Origin of the sequence: Paramagnetospirillum caucaseum (genome assembly GCF_000342045.1) — a bacterium.
Taxonomy (GTDB): Bacteria; Pseudomonadota; Alphaproteobacteria; order Rhodospirillales; family Magnetospirillaceae; genus Phaeospirillum; species Phaeospirillum caucaseum.
In genome coordinates this window covers 108,326-125,602 of the sequence record NZ_AONQ01000001.1, presented here as the reverse complement: position 1 = coordinate 125,602, position 17,277 = coordinate 108,326, and the positions used below count along the sequence as shown (strand labels likewise).

The window sequence follows — 17,277 nt, the reverse complement described above, 5'->3', positions numbered from 1 at the left end:
CTTGGATCTATCCTGCTTCTGTCCAACAGGTGGGGCGGTGGCAATCGCTCATAGATGGGTGGCGAAATGCAGATCGATGATGAATTTATGACGATGGATGGCGAAGAGGCGGAGTTAATCGACAAGTATGAGGAACAATTCGGAGAAGTTCCCTTTGTCGCATTCCTTCATCCTGACGAATCCAAAAAAATGATTAGGGATGCCCTGAAAAATAATCGTCCCTTTACGATGAAGGACTTAGAACCTTCGGAGGCAGAGTTGGCAACAATGCGTCAGGTGATAAGCGATTCGCTAAATCACAAGGCGGTCAAAAACACGTCAAAATCAAAGCAAGGGTAGAATTGGCGGCAGTCCCGTTGGGTCGCTGAACCCGCCTACATCACCAGCCCATCATCACCTGCAAAATCCAGCAGGTCGTCCAGTTGAAGTCTATGCCATCCATGAAAGCCTGGGTCGATGGGAAGTTCTTCGGGAATATGGGGATGCTGAAGGGCAATGAAGTAGCCCCCTTCTTGGGATGGCGAACCATATGCCCGCCAACCCTGCGTATGGATGATGCTGGCAATGAAGCCCGCCCAGCCAGCATAGCCAATCGCCTTGCCATTGATGGCATCCTTGAAGGTGATGGTCCCTTCGTATGCGGTATGGATTGAAATTTGGCGGCTCATTGGAATTCCTCCTCCCACCTTCACCCAATTATTCAAAAGGGGAAGGTGGGAATCGTGGGGAAGCATCAGGACGCCTTCTTGGGGCGACCAGCCTTCCGCTTGGATTTGGCATCAGCCAGAACCTTGTCCAACTCGCCAGCACCAACGGCGGTGGCAATGATGGTCAGCACCTTCTCCACCCCATCAAGGTCTCCGGCTTCAATGGCAGTCTGCTTGCCGTTGATGGCGATGGGCTGACCACCAAACAGAACCTCGATCAGGAACACGCCCTGCGGATTCGTGAACCACCATTTGCGGGGCTTCCGCTGCACCGTGTTGGTGATGACATTGCCCTGTTCATCGAGGGTTTTGATGGTCTTGGTGATGTTGTGGGCAGTGCCAGTGCGTTCCGAATTCAGCAGGGTGCGTTGAACGGCAATGCTGGCAAGAACGGCACTCCGAGCCTTCTCGGTGGGATTGGCACGAAAGGCAGGAGTGGGACGCTTATCGGTGCTGAACTTCAATTCAGAAAGGTTCATGGTAATCTCCAGTAATGTTGTCCTGAAGCGACCAGTAACGCGATCATAAATATCAGTCCAGCTCTATTTACCTGATAAAATATAAATACTGCTGAGCACAATTATGGAGGCAATCAGATGAGATACCACGAATTTATGTCGATTACAGAAGATCAACCAGCTAACACCCTATCTGGTAATTTGTCAAAACAGGCAGATGCGAAAGCAGATCAAGCCAAACGTTTGAAACAGCAGGCTGCATTGGCGAAGAAGCGGGAACAGATCAATGGGCAACGGACCAAGATGATCAAAACCCAGAGTGATCTTGCCGCCCTCATGTCCCAATCGGACAAGGGATGAATTTCTCCTCGATGGCGAGGAACGCCATTTAGAAGCCCATACGGGGCTTCTCTGGTAGGAATGCCCAATCCCACCAGCCAGATCAAACGAGCCATTGGTGGGCTTCCCTGGTGGGTTTCTGCCCCATGACCAAGCTAACCATCTGGTGTTGCAGGAGTTTCCGCAGGTGATTGCCCTCGGTGCTCCGAAAAAATCCCAGACGAAACTACTATCTAGAGGAGTTTCGTTAGGGATTTTGGTCGTCGAAAACGGATGGGAAGATTCCCGGGAATCTTGCTGGAATCTGATCAGTCCTTGATCCAAGAGATGAACCGCTTCAATTCGGGATGGCGGTCGAATACCTCGGGACGGTCCCGTTGCACCGTTTCCCTGATGACGGCGAACACCTCGTTCTGGAGTTCCCACAAGATGCTGGCGGATTCCCATTCCTCCACCGATGCCAATCCCTCACGTGCTTCATCCTGAAATTCTTGGATGTCCTGCTCCAGATTGAAAGCCAAATGGGTCAGCGCATCAAGTGACGGTGGTCGATTTTTGGATTTTCTGGATGAAACATAGGACTGACCTTTCCCAAATAGGTTCCCCATATCGGCTTCAGATTTAATTTTGCCAGCAGCCTTCAATCTGTTCGTAACGTTGTTAAAATTAATATTCGCCATAGCACTCCTCCTTCTCAAATAGGTTTATGATCTATTTATCAAGGAGGTGATAATTCGGGTTCATGTTTATCAATCGACGTCCCGACAAAAGTTGAGACTCTCAACTCTGCCGGTCACCTAACCAATCCCCGTCTCGATATATTTCGTTATCATGGACGTCATGGTTCGCAACAAATCATAAAATCTCCATCATTGAGTGCTGACTCGGATGCTATACCATGTCGGAATGAGCCATGATTCATCACCGACGCAATGCGCACTTCGATGCGCCCAGGAACTGGAACGGTCTGGTGGTGGTGCCGAACTGGCTCAGTACCAAGCACTCGTCGATCTCATTGCTGCAGCAGGGTCTTGTCCGGCGAGTAGGTCATGTCATGACTCCAGCTATTGTACGATTGCAATTGCCGGAATGCTGACGAGGCTGTCCAAGCGGTAGCCGGTAGTGGTCATCCCTTCCGCCGTAGCCCCTCAGCCCCATCGTCGTTGGACGCTGCTGGGTGATGACCACCCTTGGTAACCTTGGCAACGACCCCAGAGATTTCCCTGCGCCGTTCGTCTGGGTGGCGGGCATACGCAGCTTCATCGATGAGCTTCTGGCGAATCGAGAATTCATCGAGTCCAAGGTCACGGAGGCGGCGACCGAGGTTGAAGAATTCCCTCGATCCCTCGCCCTTGGGGGCATTGCGCCATTGGCTGATCACCAAGCTGACCTGATTGGCTTTGGCTACCTCGTTGTCGTTGCTGGTTCTGGCAATTGCCTCTCGCAACCTCTTCAATCCATCCGATACTGGATTGGCGAAGGCTGGGGCGGCGACATATTCCGTTGGGTCTGGAAGCAGGTAGTTATCGATGAAGATCAATGGATCGATTTCCACCCCAGGGAATTCCATCCAGAATGATTTCGCTGGGTCCTTGGCTTGGCAGGGCACATAGAACATGGAGCAGGCGGGTCGCTTGGACCTGTCGATTCCATGGAAATTTGGCGCAACCTTGTCCCTCGAGTAGCCATACATCTCGATGGCTCCGACCATGATGTCCCAGATGGCATGGTAGGCGTCGAGGGTCATGGGGCTGGTGGTGGGGAAGAAGTATCGCTTGTTGCCCGAGAAGCTGTTCATGGCGACGAACCTGATATCGGGGAAGATGCGGTTCATCTCGTCCGGCGTCAGGGTGCCGTCGTCTTGGTCGAGCCAGATGCCATGGACGGAAATCACATTCTCTAGACCCCGTTCGGTATCAACACCCTTCTTTTTGGCGAATTTAGCTGGGGAAATCAGGATGTTGTCGTTCTTGTTGTTGGCTCTGTAGGACCAGCAAGCCTTGAGCTGGGCGATCAGATTGTCGTTGCTTGCTACCTCGAATTCGATGGGCGACGAATGAAGGTTGCCAATCAGGGAGATCTCCAAATTTTCCCTGACGAAACTACTACCTAGAGGAGTTTCGTCAGGGATTTTTAGACCCATGCAGAGTGAGATCACCCCATCGTAGATTCTCCGTTTCTTCTGCTGGTGGGCACGTTCCCGTTCGGCATTGGTCATTGCGACCACGTTCACGGGCGGGCGACCACCCATGCGGCTGGTGCTTCCCGACTTGGTTTCCAGAAGAGGAATGTCGGTTTGAACACGGTTCAATTTGATCCTGCCGTTGTCCTTGAACTGGCGAACCAGCCATTCGCCCAATGACCTGTCGGGAACGATGATGGTCACGGGGTCGGTCGCCGCTGGATCTCGCAGGCTGCATCTCATGAGGGCTTGGTAAATGGTCTCATGGCTGATGGCTTTCTGGACCTCGGTGGGATCGATCCTGAACCGCTGCTCGAGGAATTTGAAATGGTCGGTGGTCAGGTTCAATGCGCTCAATACCAGCACCTGATGGACGCCTTGGTGCTGATTGATGCCATGGGACACATTGGAGATGCGAGTGGCTGCTCCTCGGAAGTGGGGTTCGACCGCCTGGTTGAGCAGGTCATTGTTGGCGCACCAGATGAATGGGCAGGTTCCCAAGATCGACTGGATCGATGGCAGGATGGGGCTGATGCTGGAATGGCTGATACCGACCTTCCTCTTCAACGCCTTCGACCAGCTACGTTCCGAGAGGTAATTGACGGTGAGTTGTCTGGCTCCAATGTCATGGTCGGTGTGGCGGAGCTGGATCCCCTTGTTCTCGACGAACCTGACGCCCTCCTTGTTCCAGATCATCGCCAACAGGCTATCGGGGAAGTGGGCACCCATGATGGTGACCTTCTTGTATCCCTTGACCAGCGAGGAACCGACCACGCCGAAGAAGTCGATGGAATCATTGCCCTTGCTTGACAGTCTGTCCCATTGACCCTTGAGGCAGTAGATGTCGGCATGGGGGTTGATCAGGTTCTTGGCGAGGTCACGAAACACGCCAAACACATCGTTGTTGAGCAGAATTGCCTTCTCGACGAACTCCCTGTCATTAACGACCACCTTATTGTAGGCGGGGCTGCCGCGGTCCGGCTCAATCCGTGCCAGATTCTTCAAGAGATCGCTGTTCTCTTCCAGTTCGTAGCGATGGAAGGGGGCGATGTTGGGCACCTCGTCGATGATAATTTCCCAAGAATCTTTGCGATGCCAATGGGGCAGGGACAGAAAGGCAGCGTGGGTGATGATGAGGATCTGCCCCGTTGGGATTTCTGCCGCCTTCTTGAGGTGGTCCTGAATCCGTGTGCTGACCGAGACGTAATCGCCATGGGGAATATCGTCGTCTGAGTAGATGGTGGTGAGGGGCACTTCCAGCCCCATTGACCTGATCTGCTTGGTCATCGCCGCCTCGGTCTGCAGGATCAATTCCCTGGAAGGTTGGATGATGGCGATCTTGGCATCGTGGTTCGCTGCCTGATCGATGGCATATAAAATTGCCCCATGGGTCTTGCCTGCCCCACAGATGGCATCAACATAATTAATTGTATTTCCGCTCATAATACACTCCTCATAAAAATAGCCCCAGAAGGGGCTTGCTGGAACCTTCTGGGGCTGGGTTTCCTGTGGATTGAGCGGAACAGGAAAGTCGGTATGATTCTGTAACGTTTCGCTCTATCCAAGACCATCAAGCAGCAAGCCTTGGTCACATATTTATTTATCAAATTCGGCAATAACCTATTTAATATATTAACAATACCGTAGGTAGTGGCATTAAGTCAAATTAAACAAACAATCATTGGTTTATTTATTATCTCCGCCAGACGTTGGAATGGTCCAATTGACCATTCCAATCGCTGGGTGGATATTTGTACTAGGCGGCGATTTTGTCTTCGAACACCTCCCAGCCGGTATTCTTGATCATGACGTCGAAGAACGGCGATTCGTAGGTCTGGATGACAAGTTCGGTGCCCAAGTTCCCGCTGGCATAGGTCTGCGTCCGGGTGATCCGCTTGAAGGCGGCGTAGCGGTCCAGGTTGGCGGTGGAGTAGTTGATGGTGATCAGGGTCTTGACCCCGGCGTTGGTCGCCTCGGTCACCTTGTTCGCCAGCAAGTCATGTGCCGCCTTGCCGAAGACGCTGGAATAGAGGACGTCCGGCGTGTCACCAGCGCCACCGCCCTCGTAGGGCGGATCGATGAAGGCAAATCCACCGTCACCAAGGGAAATGGCTTCCTCCATGGTCTTCCGGAAATCCTGCTGCTTGAAGTCCCAACCGGCGATCATCTCGGACCAAGTGTGCAGCCGACCGATGGTCAATTCCCCGGTCGGGAGCCAGTTCCCACCGCGCATCTGGGAGTAGTTAACAGTGGCAAGGTCGAATTGCCGGGGAGGAACGCAAACATGGGTATGGATGTAGTAGCCCGCCGCCGACTTCACCTGAAGATTCCCGGAATCTTGCCCGAGGTTGATGGCATCAAGGCAAGCCGTTTCGAGGGCATGACCGTCAGGGTAGTTGGTGAAGAGATCGTCGACTGCATGGGTCAATTCCGTCGGGGCGGACTGGAGCACCTGCCAGAAATTGATGGTCGGCTGGAAGGCGTCACGGATCAGGAACCGCTTGTTGGTGCCCACACCAAAACGAGCGAATGCCAGGGGGGTTGCAGCCCCACCGCCAAAGGGATCGATGATGGTGCCAAACGACTTTGGGTTGGGGCGGAGGAGCCAGAGTTGATCGGCGACCTTGCACTTCCCCCCAAGATAGTTGAGGGGGCTATGATTGGTGATGGGGAGAGGAGCGGTTGCCCCGGCGAGGATGCGTGCGTGACGCAGAGATTGATTAACCATTGACCACCTCCTGGCTGATGAAATTGCTGTTGTCGTTGGTGGGGCTGATCACCCCGACCTTGGTCAAATCCTTCGCCACGACCTTGGCAATGGTTTCCATCATCACGGGCGGGATGGCGTTGCCGATCACGTCATGGGCAAGGACCAGACCTGCGCCAAAGTTGAAGGTGTCGGGGAAGGTCTGGATTCGGGCGCACTCACGGATGGTGAGGCGACGATGATAGGTTCCTGCCGAGGCGTTGAGGATGACGCCGGGAGAAGTCTTCATCGATTCATCGACGGGCTCGGGGTGCAGCGGGATGCCACCGATATGAGAGACGATGGTGAAGGAGGGCTGATCCCAAGACCGCACATTGTTCGAACGGTCAGCGATGAATTTTCCATAGCCGCTGCCGGAATATTCGTTCCCGGTAAGGCGAGCGCGGTTGCTGCCATCATAGAGAACGGCATCCTGGGTCAGATCACCAATGGCGTCGAGAAGGGTGGAACGCTTTTCAACCTTGGTCATATCGGCAGGGTTGAAGGCGATGCCCAAATCCGAGTGATAGCCGATGATGAAGGAACGCTTGCGGGTCTGAGGAACGCCATAATCGGCGGCGTTGAAGATGAAGGCTCCGATCTTGTAGCGGTTGCCCCAAGTGCGCATCATTTCGTTGAAAACCGATGAAAACTTTTCGTCGCTCAGAAAGGGCGGCACATTTTCGCAGATGAAGGCGGCAGGCTCCGCAGCCATGATCTTTCGTGCGAACACCGGACCAAATTCACCACGGGGATCAAATTGCCCCATCTGGTTGCCCGCCGTGCTGAAAGGCTGGCAAGGGAAGCCACCAACCATCACGGTGGGGCTGTGGTAGTCGGTGGGTTCGGTGTCGCTGATCGAACGGGTATCAACGGTGGAGCCATGGTTCAGCTCATGAAGGCGGGCAACACGGGCACAGAATTCGTTGGCATAGACCAGCTTGCCACCGGCGGCGACCATCCCGTAGTCGGCACCACCGGCGCAGGCGAAGAACGAGGCGAAGGTGAATTCGCCGTCCTTTTCGAGCCCATTATCATTGCCTGCAATGGACACTGCCTCGGTGAAGGTGGTCGCCCCACCACCCACGATGATTTCGGTCTTGAGTCCACCGCCACCACCGCCGCTGGTGGGGTCGTCATCACCATCGGTGGTCTTGTAACCCTTGGTGATGATCAGCTTGGCGATGTCCTTGGCGGTCAGGTTCAGGATGCCCATGAAGCCCGAGCCGCCATGAACCTGGAGATGCAGGGAATAATCCACGGCACCATTGTCGTTGGCGGGCAGACCGTTTTTACGTTTCGCCGCGCCGAAGTTGTAGGCGGCACGCATGCCTCCCAACTGCTCGATATAGGCTTCGATGTCGCCCACCTCGATGTTATTGGCGTAGGCGTCCTGGCAGATCGAGGCGATACGGGAGATTGCCCCGCCGTTAGTGGGCATCTGGCAGGAGGCGACGAAACCCTTGATGACTGCGTAGAAGTGATTGTCGATGGAGTAGCCGTCGCGCAGCTTGACTCGGACCTTATCGAGATGGGTCTTGAAGGCTTCGACGTCTTTCAGCATGTCGAAGCCGACGGTGTAGGTATACTTGGTGCATTCGAGACCCTTGCCCTCCGTAGAGGCAATGGCATTGTCAATTTCGGTAAAATACTCGCCCAGCAAAGTGGCACCTTCAGTCATGCGGGCGGCGATGATGTTGGCGGTGTTAACGATATTAGCGTTGGCGTTCTCCATGGTTATTCTCCAGATTGCGGACAAGTCTCTCCGTTCACGGGGAGATGCCCTGTGTGGGTTGAATTTCTTTCAGCGGGTATTGGCGGTAGGAATCGGGATCAAAAATTTGTTGGTGACCAGCCGCACGAAATCACCTGAATGAATCACTTCGGTGATGTTCAGCAGAACTGGGTAGCGTCGAAGGTCTGATCTGGGTCCCTACCTTGAGGCTGACGACACGTTATGTCTAAGCGAGATTGCTTGCCTCATGTCATGCATAATGACGGCATCGTGTCTTAATGTCAAGTTATGTCTTATCGTATGTCATAACGCGATATCATGCTGATATTCCAGCAAAAAGCCGCCAAAACGGCGGCTGATGCAAAATTATTTTTGCTGATGTCCTATTTTATGTCCTGCGACTAATCCTCTTCGGGAAGTTCGGGTGCCATTTCCGGTTCATCCTCCGAACCACCATCGTAGCCAAGGGCAATTGGCTTGCCACCACGCTTCCTGGGTTTGGAGGTGCGTTCTGAAGCTGCTGAGTCCAGATCCGCAATCTGCGCCTGCAAGCCTTTGTCCTGCTCGATCATCGCCTTGGCTTTTTCGTAGAAATTGAACAGGGCATCCCAGTCGACCTCTCGTTCGCTCTGGCGCTTCGTAATTGGTCCGAATTCCTTCTTTCCCCTGATATCCAGCGGGTAATGTCCCAGCTTAGACCACAGTTCATCCCCATAAAATTTGAACCACCGGCGGGTCTTCCGGCTTTTGAAGTCCTCCCATGCCTCATCTTCCTGATTCCTCAAGCGCATGGCGAAGCGGCATTCCTCATCCATTTTCTTGAAGAACTTTTGAAGCGGCGTTTCGCCAGCGGTCTTCCGGGCTTTGGGTTGGGCAATCCCAAACTCCTTGAAGAAGTCATCTACTGCGTTAGCCATCGGATTATGTCCTGCTATATCTAATGCGCATAATCTAAGCCGATGTCATGAAATATGCAAGGAGACCATGTCATCCTTGTCAGTTCGGCGGAATCATTAGGGTAGACGAAACTGCTATCTAGAGGAGTTTCGTCTGCCCCTGGTCACACCCAAAAATTTGGGGAAATCCCAGATCACCCAGTGGCTGGCGACATCGGCAAGATTCCGGGAATCTTCATGATCTGAACGAAACTGCCCAGTCATCCATGACGATATTGATCGCGGAAATCCCTGACGAAACTACTACCTAGAGGAGTTTCGTTAGGGATTTCGATCGCCCAGAAATCACATGACCAGTGACCCCAAATGGCATGAATCAGCAAGTTTCTCTGGAAGTTTCCGAACCAAGAACAGACCCAGCCACCTTCTCCCGCAACACCCCAGCTTCAATGCCAGCGGCTATGACGGCATCACCCATTGGACCCTTCACCTCGTCCGGCAAGGTTATCGCCGCCACCCAATTCCCATCAGATCCCCCGATACTTCGGCAATCGGACCTCGGTGCGTTCCGCCGTGGCACACACCTGGACACCATGAAGGATGATGGAGACGCCATCGAGCAGCACCTCGACGTCAGCCAATGCCAGAAGGTTTCCCCTTCCAAGCATCGGGGCAAGGTTCAGGACGGTGATCTGGACCGTGGTGGTCGATGGTGGAGCGATGTGGTCAGGCATGGCGAAAATAGTATGCCACTAATTTTACTGGCAGTACCCAACCCTGGAATAATTGCCAGATGGGCATGGCATCAACCACCAATTACCATAACCTCACAGAATGCACATTCTATGAGATTATCCCCGTAACCCGCAGAAATGCTGGGTTTCTTGGTCGGGTTCGACTGGACTGCTTTCCATAATGAGTTAAAATACTCGCATAACGAGATTATGTGAGGTTTTCGGTTATGAAACAGGCGAAGGTTCTATCCCAAGACGAGACCAAGCGGGTTCTGTCCATCATCGCCCAAGATCGTCATGCAGACAGGAATCGCATGGCATTCCAGTTCAGCCTGCTTGCTGGATTGCGGGCTTGCGAAATTGCCAGCCTCACCATCGGTGATGTGATGGATTCCACCGGCAAGCCCAAATCTGAAATCTACCTCGCCCAGTCCATGACCAAGGGCAAGAAGGGTCGCACCATCATGGTTGGCGACAAGCTTCAGAAGGAGGTGGCTCGATTCATTGCCCTCCAAGATTCCCGGGAATCTTCCCGCCCCCTGATTGCCAGCCAGAAATCCAACAAGCCATTCTCGGCAAACACGTTGGTCCAGCTATTCAGGAAGATTTATGCCGATGCGGGGATCGATGGGGCATCCAGCCATTCCGGTCGACGCTCCTTCATAACGACACTTGCCGAGAAGGGCGTTGGGGCAAGGGTATTGCAGCACTTGGCTGGGCATTCGTCCTTGGCAACCACCCAGCGCTATATCGACGTCAACGATGCCATGCTGAAAAAGGCGGTCAATTTGATGGGGTGATGGGTTAGCCATGTGGAATTTTCGGTAGCCAATCCCTCAAATTGGCTCATGATCGATGGCTATATTCCAAGTTGGGTCACTAAAAAATCAAAGCCATTTGACGAAAAATTTGGTTTATCAATGCGTTTCTATTCCAATTTGTCGATGCGTGACCGTAGTCGCCGGAACACTCGCAAGTTCGATGCCGATGCCCCGAAACTGAAATTCCGAGCACAGGGCTTCATTGATGGCGATGACAAAATCGCACCATTCCGCCTTCCGGCTGGGCGGAAATTTGGGTATCTTAGCGTCAATCAGTGGCGGTTAGGCTGCCCATCTAGGAAATGTCAGAAAATCTTTTTCTGCAACTCCTTCATTTTTATTGCCAGGGTTGCCGAGACATCGGACTGGTCGGCACCGAAAGAACAACCCGCTAACCTCGCCATGCTAAAGGCGTCATCAAGCAGCAATTCACGGGGGCTGGAATGGCTTCTTTAACAGGAACACAGCGATGGTTTGAGGTATTTTGCCGATATGAAGTGCTTAGATACAAGATTTGCGCACCATGTGATGCTGATGACTTATTAAAAGAAGATATAGACCGTTATGTTGTTCGCAATAGGATTGTAAAAAGTGAAATCTGCCGCGAGTATAATATATCAATGATGGAACTTAACGATATTATCCGTGAATATTCTGACAGATTAAATGATCATGACCCAGATTATTACTATACACCAGTAAATGATAATTACTCAGATGATGATATTTATCAGCGCTGGTCACATGTTTTTCGGGCGGCGGGATTTGAGCCTCCGGCAAGAATTCTTCATAGTGAGATTGAGTATAGAGAACTGTTGCAGGAGATGAAATATCAGGCTTTTGCAAAGTGGGCAGAAATAACAAGTGATGAGCTTGATAAAATAAAGGAAGATGATAAGCGGTTGATGTCACAAATGGATGGATTTGAAAAATTTGATATGATTTTTTGAAAATAATTTTTTAGTCGTTCGTGAAAAAGGGCGCCCATTGGTGTTCTGGGCAACAGCGGCAGAGGCGACAGGGATAGCCCGTCGGATGTTCGATGCCAGTAGTGAGATCGAATTGATCCCAGCCCCGCAAAAAGTTGAGACTCCCAACTTTCAAGCCTTCCGGTCAGCCACGAAAAATCCCAGACGAAACTACTATCTAGAGGAGTTTCGTTAGGGATTTTGATCTTCTGAAATATGACCGACCAGCAAATTTCCTGAGAATTTTCACCCCAGGACCAGCAGCCCATCACTGCCCATCTGCACAGACGATATTTCCGTCATTCCCATCTGGGGTGATCCCAGCCACCTGACATGGAAAGTTGGGAATCTCAACTTTCCATCATCAGCCATCAGTCTCGACGGATCACACCGACGCCATCGTTCCCAAATTCGATATACGCTCCGCCGGTGCCAAATTCCAGATTGAGCATTCCACTGGATTTTGGCGCTGGGGCTTGAACTGGGGCGGGTGCCTCTGCCTTGGCGGTGTCCATCCACATCAAAATATCATCGGTGATATTGTGGTCGTAGTATTTTTGTATCATCTCCACGCTTGTTCCGAGTGCCTTCGCCGTGAGGGCTATTGGTGCCCTTGAACGGCACATTTGGGTGATGAAGGTATGGCGGAACGAATATGGAGAAAGAAAATCGCCCTTTTTCGATGGTTCGAAGTCACAGGCTTCAACTAAATTGCTAAACGCTGTTTTGAGGGATTCGATTCGTGTTCCATCCGTTTTAAGGAATAGATGCTCCCCAGATTTTGGTTCATTCCCATCGAGTTCATCTCGGCGGTCTTGCCGCATTTGGTGAATTTGGTCGATGGCTTCCTTGAACAGCAGAGGAACCTTCCGCTTCCCCGTTTTGTTTGCCCCCTTTGTCCCAGGCAAGTTAATGATTCGTGCTTTATCATCAACATCACCCCATCTGACGGATAGCAATTCACCAGGACGCATTCCCGTATAGCGAAGAAGGATTGCGAAATTATATACCATCCGACGCTCACGCTGGTTCCTGGTGTTCTTCACCTTGGTTCGGTCTCTCGCCAAATGGCATAATTTATCAGCCTGCTGTTCAGTGAAGTGAGGGCGATTATCGTCTTCCACTTTGAACCTGGGAACATTGATGAGGGCTGATGGATTGACCACCCCTTCGCTCATTGCAAATTTGATGATGTGGTTTAGGGTGATATTCTCCCGATTCAATGTGGAGTCTGCCAGAGCCCCATATTGAACCACCTCAGCTTTGACCTGCCTTCCGCCCCGCTGATAGATATTCATGGTTTGCTTCGATCCGTCACCCGTCACCCGATAATACCGCCGCCATAAGATATAGTCGTTGATTTGAGATTGGGTGATGGTGCTGATGTCCTTCATCTTCAGCACCCCGTCAAAGAACGGAATGAGATAACTGGTCACCACCTTGTTATTCCGTTCAAAATCGTTCTCTTCCCGACGCGTGTTCAACCAGCGATTCGCCACCATCTTGAACGATACAGTTTTGGCTGGTGCTGGTGCCGCTGCAATGGCAGGCACCTTGTCGATATTGATTGTCGCCTCCTGAAATTGGTGGATAGCGACTATCTTCGCTTTATTGATATCGGTCGTAGCTGTTGATTTGCGAAATACCCTTTTGCCAATCTTAAAATAATAATGCCAAATCCCCGTCACCGCATTTTCGCGGCTGTAGATATATACGCCGTCAATCACTTTAATATACCCTGATGCATCCATCTATTCCTCCATGTTATTGATGTTATAATTAAATATACCTCATAATATTAATAAGTAAAGACAAATACACTACTTTTTTGTGTATAGATTTGTGTATTGATGCTGATTTCTATGCTGTAAATTATTGTGCAATTACAATAACTTCGCCAATTGGATAAATTCATGCAGAATCAACGCCATTTTTAGGCGTTGGGGTAATTCTGCTAAGTCATTGAAAAATATGAAGGAAAATGGCGCAACCGTTGAGATTCGAACTCAAGACCTCTGCCTTCGGAGGGCAGCGCTCTATCCAGCTGAGCTACGGCTGCGCGGATCTCGGTGAACGAGAGGCGAGGGTTATAGCGCAGGTGCACGATGGTGGGAAGGGGGGAAACGCTGAAGCGAGCAAGGCCCCCCTGCGGCCTCGGTCGTCGGTTCGAATCCTACCACTTGCGCCAAGTGCCGGGAGTGTGGCTGGACGGAGGCGTGGGATCAGGCAAGGCTTTCCTCGGCCAGCCCCCGGCTGCTGCAGCATCTCTGCGGGATGCGTGCTAGGGTGTCTTCTACTCCGTGGCTGGAAGGGTGAGCACGATAGTGCACCCCTTACCCTGTTCACCCTCTACCCAGATATTGCCGTCGTGGTGCTGGACGATCTTCTTGCAACTCGCGAGTCCGATGCCGGCCCCCTCGACATCGACACCGTGCAGGCGCTGGAAGATGCCGAAGACACGGTCATGGTTCTCGGGGGCAATCCCGATGCCGTTGTCGGCGACCGATATGCGCCAGCGGGTGTCGTCTCGCTCGGCGGTGATGGTTACTGCGGACGTTCGTTCGGGCGAGCAGTATTTTACGGCGTTGGCGATCAGATTCTGGAACAGCCGTACCAACTCCTCCCTGTGCCCCAGAACCTGTGGCAAGGGCGTAGGAATGTTCACGCAGGCCTGGGCGGCCTCGATGGCGACCTGCAGATTGGTGACGGCTTCGGCCAGAACATCGGTGAGAGGCACGGGCTCCCTTGGCCGGGACGTGCGGCCGATACGAGAGTAGTCGAGGAGACCAAGGATCATCCGGTCGAGGCGCGTGGCGCCATCCTTGGCAAAGGCCAGAAACTCGTGTCCATCCTGATCCAGGCACGCGCCGTATCGACGGCCCAGTAAGCCGAGATAGGAGCTGATCATGCGCAAGGGTTCGCGCATGTCATGGGATGCGGCATAGGCGAACTGCTCCAACTCAGCGTTGGATTGGGCCAGTTTGTGGGCAGCCCCCTCAAGCTGCTTGTTTATCTCATGGTACTTGCATTCAGCCGCTTTCCGCAGGGTGATTTCATGAGCCAAGCGTCGGTTCCAATAGAAGACTCCGGCGATGATGAGTGAGGCTCCGACAAGTACTCTCCACAGGAGCGTGTAGTCGATCCGCTCCGCAAATTCGACAGAAGCATACTTACGATGTATGGCATTGCGCTCATCCACACTTAATGACGCAAGTCCTTTGTTAAGTATGGAGATGAGCTCCGGCCAGTCCTTGCGTGCAGCGAATGCCTGGGTATGACTGCCCAGATTCGTCCCAGCGGCAACCTTGATGTTACTGAAGCCGCGCTGTGCAATATGGTACTGGGCAACCATCAGCCCACCGATATAGGCATCCGCCTGCTTGCTGCTGACGGCGGCGAGTGCCGAAACGGTATCCTCGTACAACACCTGCTTGATGTGGGGATGGTTCTTCGCCAATGTTTCCCGCAGCCCATAGCCCTGCTCGACAGCAACCGTCTTGCCAGCAAGGTCATCCAGTCCAAGAATGCCTTTCTCATCGGTGCGGCTAAAGATCAACAGCGGCTGGGTCAGGTGGTCGTTGCTGTATGTAAGAAACGCTTCTTGCTCTGGCGTGTATTTGGCGTTGAGCAACAGATCAACGCCATTGCGCGTCCGCATAGCGTCCAGCGTCTCGGACCAACTTGGCCCATGTTCATATTCGAGCCGAACCCCCAGCTTTCCCAGAATGGCTTCAACCGTGTCGACGGCGATTCCATGCGGACCGTTTTCCCAGTAGTTGATAGGGGGGGAATTAAAAATCTGCGTCCGTATGACCGGGTGCGCTTTCAGCCAAGCCGTTTCCGCATCGCTCAATTCCGTCCGGGGCGTTGCCTTGGCGGTATTGGCGCTCCATTTGTCAAGGATCGACTGGACCTCGTTGGGGGGGATGGCCTCCAGCCCCTTATTGATGATCGACAACAGTTCTGGATACTCTTTGTTAATCGAGTAGCCCAGCGCCGCTTCACTCTCCGGTACAGAAAATCCGATCCTCAAGTCGGGGATCATTTCTTCCCGTATCATCAGTGACAGGCTGAGCGTGAAAATAGCGCCGTCGATTTCCTTGTTCAGCAGGCCGAGCGCAAGGTCTTGGTTGGATACCTTCTCAACGAGGGTGATTTCAGGCCAGCGGGACAATACCTTTTTGTCCATCAGGTTTCCGGCCAACAAGCCAACCTTCCTGCCGTTCAGATCCGCCATGGATCTCAGTGACGATTCTCGCTCTCCTCGCACATAGATAAAGCGGGAACTCTTGTACGGGCTGGAACTGAACAGGAAGAACTTGGCGCGCTCAGGATGGGCGACCGATACGGCGACACCGTGAATCTCACCTCGCTCGGCTTGCGCAACCATATCCTTCCATTGGCCCAGTACCAATTTGATGTTCGCACCGGTGAGGGTATTGATCCGTTCCAGGAGGTCGGCTTCGACGCCAGTGATTGTTCCGGGGCTTCGTTCGTAGACATAAGGCATCCATTGCCTGTCGATGCCGATACGAATCTCGGGATTCTTGTTCAGCCAAGCTCGCTCTTGCTGCGTCAGCTCGATAGTGGCCGCCATCACCATGTGAGCTGGAGAGAGCAGCAACGAAACATAAGCAACTAAAAATAGCAGTCGCATTATCATTGTGTTTGGTCTTCTGAAATTGGCCGCACCGCTTAACGGCTATGACATTCGTGCTACACTACGCTGCCGCCATGATAGCAGGAAGTCGCATTCACAAAGAACGGTCACAAAGAGCGATTCCTATCTCCCCGCTTCCGACTCGTCTGGCTGGGTTTTTGATCTATCAGGTATCCGGTACTGCCGGACGGTCGGATCGTCTCTGACGACGCTCTGGGCGGGAATGGCGGTGGTGCCATTGTCGCACTATGATGGCGTGGTCCTTGGTCAAATTGATAGGCAAGAGGCACACAGGCCCTCGGTTATGTGGCTCCAACCTGATTGCACATGGCATTCGCAAGCCCTGTGTCGAACATATTGGTTTCCATTTCTCCGTGCGCATCAACTATGGCGCCATTGCGAATGATAAAAGAGAGCGGTCTGCGGCCAACGTAAGCGCCAAAGGAGTTCTTCGCATTGAGCCACAAGCACACGCCCCATCCATAAGTTTTCTGCGTAATGATGCTGCCCTTCTGCCACACTTGCTTTGGGCCTGCTCTATACTCAATTTGAGCTGACATGGGGTCTTTCAGGGTTCCGTTCAGACGGGACTGAATAATTTCCTTGTAGTTTGTTGGGTATGGGCCGTAATCGAGGCTTGCTATCTCTTCGGGGGAGTATGTTGCACAACCAGAAACCATAACGGCAGCGACAAGCCACGCGATGTGCCGAATCATCATTTATCCCCCCTCCATTAATATCAATTAAGACACTATTGCATCGAGACACATTCGCGACAAGAGTGTGCGCCACTCGCCTGGCCGGTTTTGAGTGATCGCCTCTGCTGCCGCCGAGCTAAGAGGCGGGTCGTTGACCTGATCTAGCCGCCCTGGCGGCCTTGGCGTCGTCTAGCCACTTCTGCCGTGATGGAGCGCATTTTTCAGCAAGCTCTTGGATGGTACCGTTCCAGAACTCGAAGACGCTGTGACTTGGGCGGATGACCCTGAAGCACCAATGCACCGGGTCGATTTTCAGTTCTTCGGCATTGAGTA

At 52.6% G+C, this 17,277-nt stretch carries 16 protein-coding genes and 1 tRNA gene; 5 read left to right on the top strand and 12 right to left on the bottom strand.

Going from position 1 to position 17,277, the window contains the following annotated elements; all coding sequences use genetic code 11:
- Nucleotides 1-66: 66 nt before the first annotated feature.
- Entirely contained in the window at nucleotides 67-339 is a 273-nt protein-coding gene (locus tag H261_RS00540) for a hypothetical protein (protein ID WP_008613131.1), read from the top strand.
- A gap of 35 nt (nucleotides 340-374) precedes the next feature.
- Here H261_RS00540 and H261_RS24670 read toward each other — a convergent pair whose 3' ends face one another.
- Nucleotides 375-668: a hypothetical protein gene (locus H261_RS24670; protein ID WP_008613129.1), complete on the bottom strand. Its 294-nt coding sequence runs from the start codon at nucleotides 666-668 to the stop codon at nucleotides 375-377.
- A 65-nt stretch (nucleotides 669-733) separates the two neighbouring features.
- Nucleotides 734-1,186 carry a hypothetical protein gene (locus H261_RS23140; protein ID WP_152426616.1) on the bottom strand — a complete coding sequence of 151 codons (453 nt, stop codon included), beginning with the start codon at nucleotides 1,184-1,186 and terminating at the stop codon, nucleotides 734-736.
- Between the two features lie 117 nt (nucleotides 1,187-1,303).
- Between H261_RS23140 and H261_RS23720 the strand changes: the two genes are divergently transcribed.
- Nucleotides 1,304-1,525 (top strand): hypothetical protein, encoded by a 222-nt coding sequence (locus H261_RS23720; protein WP_081608826.1) that lies wholly within the window; start codon nucleotides 1,304-1,306, stop codon nucleotides 1,523-1,525.
- A 287-nt stretch (nucleotides 1,526-1,812) separates the two neighbouring features.
- Here the strand turns inward: H261_RS23720 and H261_RS24665 are convergent, their stop codons facing one another.
- The 6 genes from H261_RS24665 to H261_RS25900 form a co-directional block, all read right to left on the bottom strand.
- Nucleotides 1,813-2,184 carry a DUF6626 family protein gene (locus tag H261_RS24665; protein ID WP_152426615.1) on the bottom strand — a complete coding sequence of 124 codons (372 nt, stop codon included), beginning with the start codon at nucleotides 2,182-2,184 and terminating at the stop codon, nucleotides 1,813-1,815.
- A gap of 446 nt (nucleotides 2,185-2,630) precedes the next feature.
- Entirely contained in the window at nucleotides 2,631-5,129 is a 2,499-nt protein-coding gene (locus H261_RS00530; RefSeq protein WP_008613125.1) for a DEAD/DEAH box helicase, read from the bottom strand.
- A 313-nt stretch (nucleotides 5,130-5,442) separates the two neighbouring features.
- The gene (locus tag H261_RS24660) at nucleotides 5,443-6,414 is read right to left on the bottom strand and encodes a DNA adenine methylase (protein WP_152426614.1); all 972 of its coding nucleotides are present in this window, start codon (nucleotides 6,412-6,414) and stop codon (nucleotides 5,443-5,445) included.
- Nucleotides 6,407-8,167: a DNA cytosine methyltransferase gene (locus H261_RS00515; protein WP_008613118.1), complete on the bottom strand. Its 1,761-nt coding sequence runs from the start codon at nucleotides 8,165-8,167 to the stop codon at nucleotides 6,407-6,409. The genes H261_RS24660 and H261_RS00515 overlap by 8 nt, the downstream gene beginning before the upstream one ends.
- A 401-nt stretch (nucleotides 8,168-8,568) precedes the next feature.
- Nucleotides 8,569-9,084, bottom strand: coding sequence for a hypothetical protein (locus H261_RS00510; RefSeq protein WP_008613116.1), 516 nt, complete (start codon nucleotides 9,082-9,084; stop codon nucleotides 8,569-8,571).
- Between the two features lie 506 nt (nucleotides 9,085-9,590).
- The gene (locus H261_RS25900) at nucleotides 9,591-9,797 is read right to left on the bottom strand and encodes a hypothetical protein (RefSeq protein ID WP_008613114.1); all 207 of its coding nucleotides are present in this window, start codon (nucleotides 9,795-9,797) and stop codon (nucleotides 9,591-9,593) included.
- A 227-nt stretch (nucleotides 9,798-10,024) separates the two neighbouring features.
- On the opposite strand from H261_RS25900, the gene H261_RS00500 reads away from it, so the two are divergent.
- Genes H261_RS00500 through H261_RS24650 form a run of 3 tightly spaced genes read left to right on the top strand, consistent with a single transcriptional unit; the run spans nucleotide 10,025 to nucleotide 11,568 of the window.
- On the top strand, nucleotides 10,025-10,597 hold the full coding sequence (locus H261_RS00500) for a tyrosine-type recombinase/integrase (protein ID WP_008613112.1): 573 nt from the start codon (nucleotides 10,025-10,027) through the stop codon (nucleotides 10,595-10,597).
- A gap of 48 nt (nucleotides 10,598-10,645) precedes the next feature.
- Nucleotides 10,646-11,074: a hypothetical protein gene (locus H261_RS24655; protein ID WP_152426613.1), complete on the top strand. Its 429-nt coding sequence runs from the start codon at nucleotides 10,646-10,648 to the stop codon at nucleotides 11,072-11,074.
- Nucleotides 11,062-11,568 (top strand): hypothetical protein, encoded by a 507-nt coding sequence (locus H261_RS24650; RefSeq protein WP_152426612.1) that lies wholly within the window; start codon nucleotides 11,062-11,064, stop codon nucleotides 11,566-11,568. The genes H261_RS24655 and H261_RS24650 overlap by 13 nt, the downstream gene beginning before the upstream one ends.
- Nucleotides 11,569-11,957: 389 nt before the next feature.
- On the opposite strand, the gene H261_RS00495 is transcribed toward H261_RS24650, so the two are convergent.
- From H261_RS00495 to H261_RS24645, 4 genes are all read right to left on the bottom strand, one after another.
- Nucleotides 11,958-13,337: a tyrosine-type recombinase/integrase gene (locus H261_RS00495; RefSeq protein WP_008613110.1), complete on the bottom strand. Its 1,380-nt coding sequence runs from the start codon at nucleotides 13,335-13,337 to the stop codon at nucleotides 11,958-11,960.
- Nucleotides 13,338-13,568: 231 nt separating this feature from the next.
- Nucleotides 13,569-13,645: transfer RNA gene (locus H261_RS00490), tRNA-Arg, on the bottom strand.
- A 234-nt stretch (nucleotides 13,646-13,879) separates the two neighbouring features.
- The gene (locus H261_RS23135; protein WP_008613109.1) at nucleotides 13,880-16,249 is read right to left on the bottom strand and encodes a transporter substrate-binding domain-containing protein; all 2,370 of its coding nucleotides are present in this window, start codon (nucleotides 16,247-16,249) and stop codon (nucleotides 13,880-13,882) included.
- 299 nt (nucleotides 16,250-16,548) lie between these two features.
- Nucleotides 16,549-16,965, bottom strand: a complete 417-nt coding sequence (locus tag H261_RS24645; protein ID WP_152426611.1) for a hypothetical protein — start codon at nucleotides 16,963-16,965, stop codon at nucleotides 16,549-16,551.
- Nucleotides 16,966-17,277 lie beyond the last annotated feature (312 nt).

Bases quoted from the DNA above. Each gene is read 5' to 3' on its own strand.
- H261_RS23135 (WP_008613109.1), bottom strand. From the start codon at position 16,249: ATGATAATGCGACTGCTATTTTTAGTTGCTTATGTTTCGTTGCTGCTC.
- H261_RS24660 (WP_152426614.1), bottom strand. From the start codon at position 6,414: ATGGTTAATCAATCTCTGCGTCACGCACGCATCCTCGCCGGGGCAACC.
- H261_RS00540 (WP_008613131.1), top strand. From the start codon at position 67: ATGCAGATCGATGATGAATTTATGACGATGGATGGCGAAGAGGCGGAG.
- H261_RS00510 (WP_008613116.1), bottom strand. From the start codon at position 9,084: ATGGCTAACGCAGTAGATGACTTCTTCAAGGAGTTTGGGATTGCCCAA.
- H261_RS24665 (WP_152426615.1), bottom strand. From the start codon at position 2,184: ATGGCGAATATTAATTTTAACAACGTTACGAACAGATTGAAGGCTGCT.
- H261_RS24655 (WP_152426613.1), top strand. From the start codon at position 10,646: ATGATCGATGGCTATATTCCAAGTTGGGTCACTAAAAAATCAAAGCCA.
- H261_RS23720 (WP_081608826.1), top strand. From the start codon at position 1,304: ATGAGATACCACGAATTTATGTCGATTACAGAAGATCAACCAGCTAAC.
- H261_RS00500 (WP_008613112.1), top strand. From the start codon at position 10,025: ATGAAACAGGCGAAGGTTCTATCCCAAGACGAGACCAAGCGGGTTCTG.
- H261_RS00495 (WP_008613110.1), bottom strand. From the start codon at position 13,337: ATGGATGCATCAGGGTATATTAAAGTGATTGACGGCGTATATATCTAC.
- H261_RS24650 (WP_152426612.1), top strand. From the start codon at position 11,062: ATGGCTTCTTTAACAGGAACACAGCGATGGTTTGAGGTATTTTGCCGA.
- H261_RS00530 (WP_008613125.1), bottom strand. From the start codon at position 5,129: ATGAGCGGAAATACAATTAATTATGTTGATGCCATCTGTGGGGCAGGC.
- H261_RS23140 (WP_152426616.1), bottom strand. From the start codon at position 1,186: ATGAACCTTTCTGAATTGAAGTTCAGCACCGATAAGCGTCCCACTCCT.
- H261_RS00515 (WP_008613118.1), bottom strand. From the start codon at position 8,167: ATGGAGAACGCCAACGCTAATATCGTTAACACCGCCAACATCATCGCC.
- H261_RS24670 (WP_008613129.1), bottom strand. From the start codon at position 668: ATGAGCCGCCAAATTTCAATCCATACCGCATACGAAGGGACCATCACC.
- H261_RS25900 (WP_008613114.1), bottom strand. From the start codon at position 9,797: ATGCCTGACCACATCGCTCCACCATCGACCACCACGGTCCAGATCACC.
- H261_RS24645 (WP_152426611.1), bottom strand. From the start codon at position 16,965: ATGATGATTCGGCACATCGCGTGGCTTGTCGCTGCCGTTATGGTTTCT.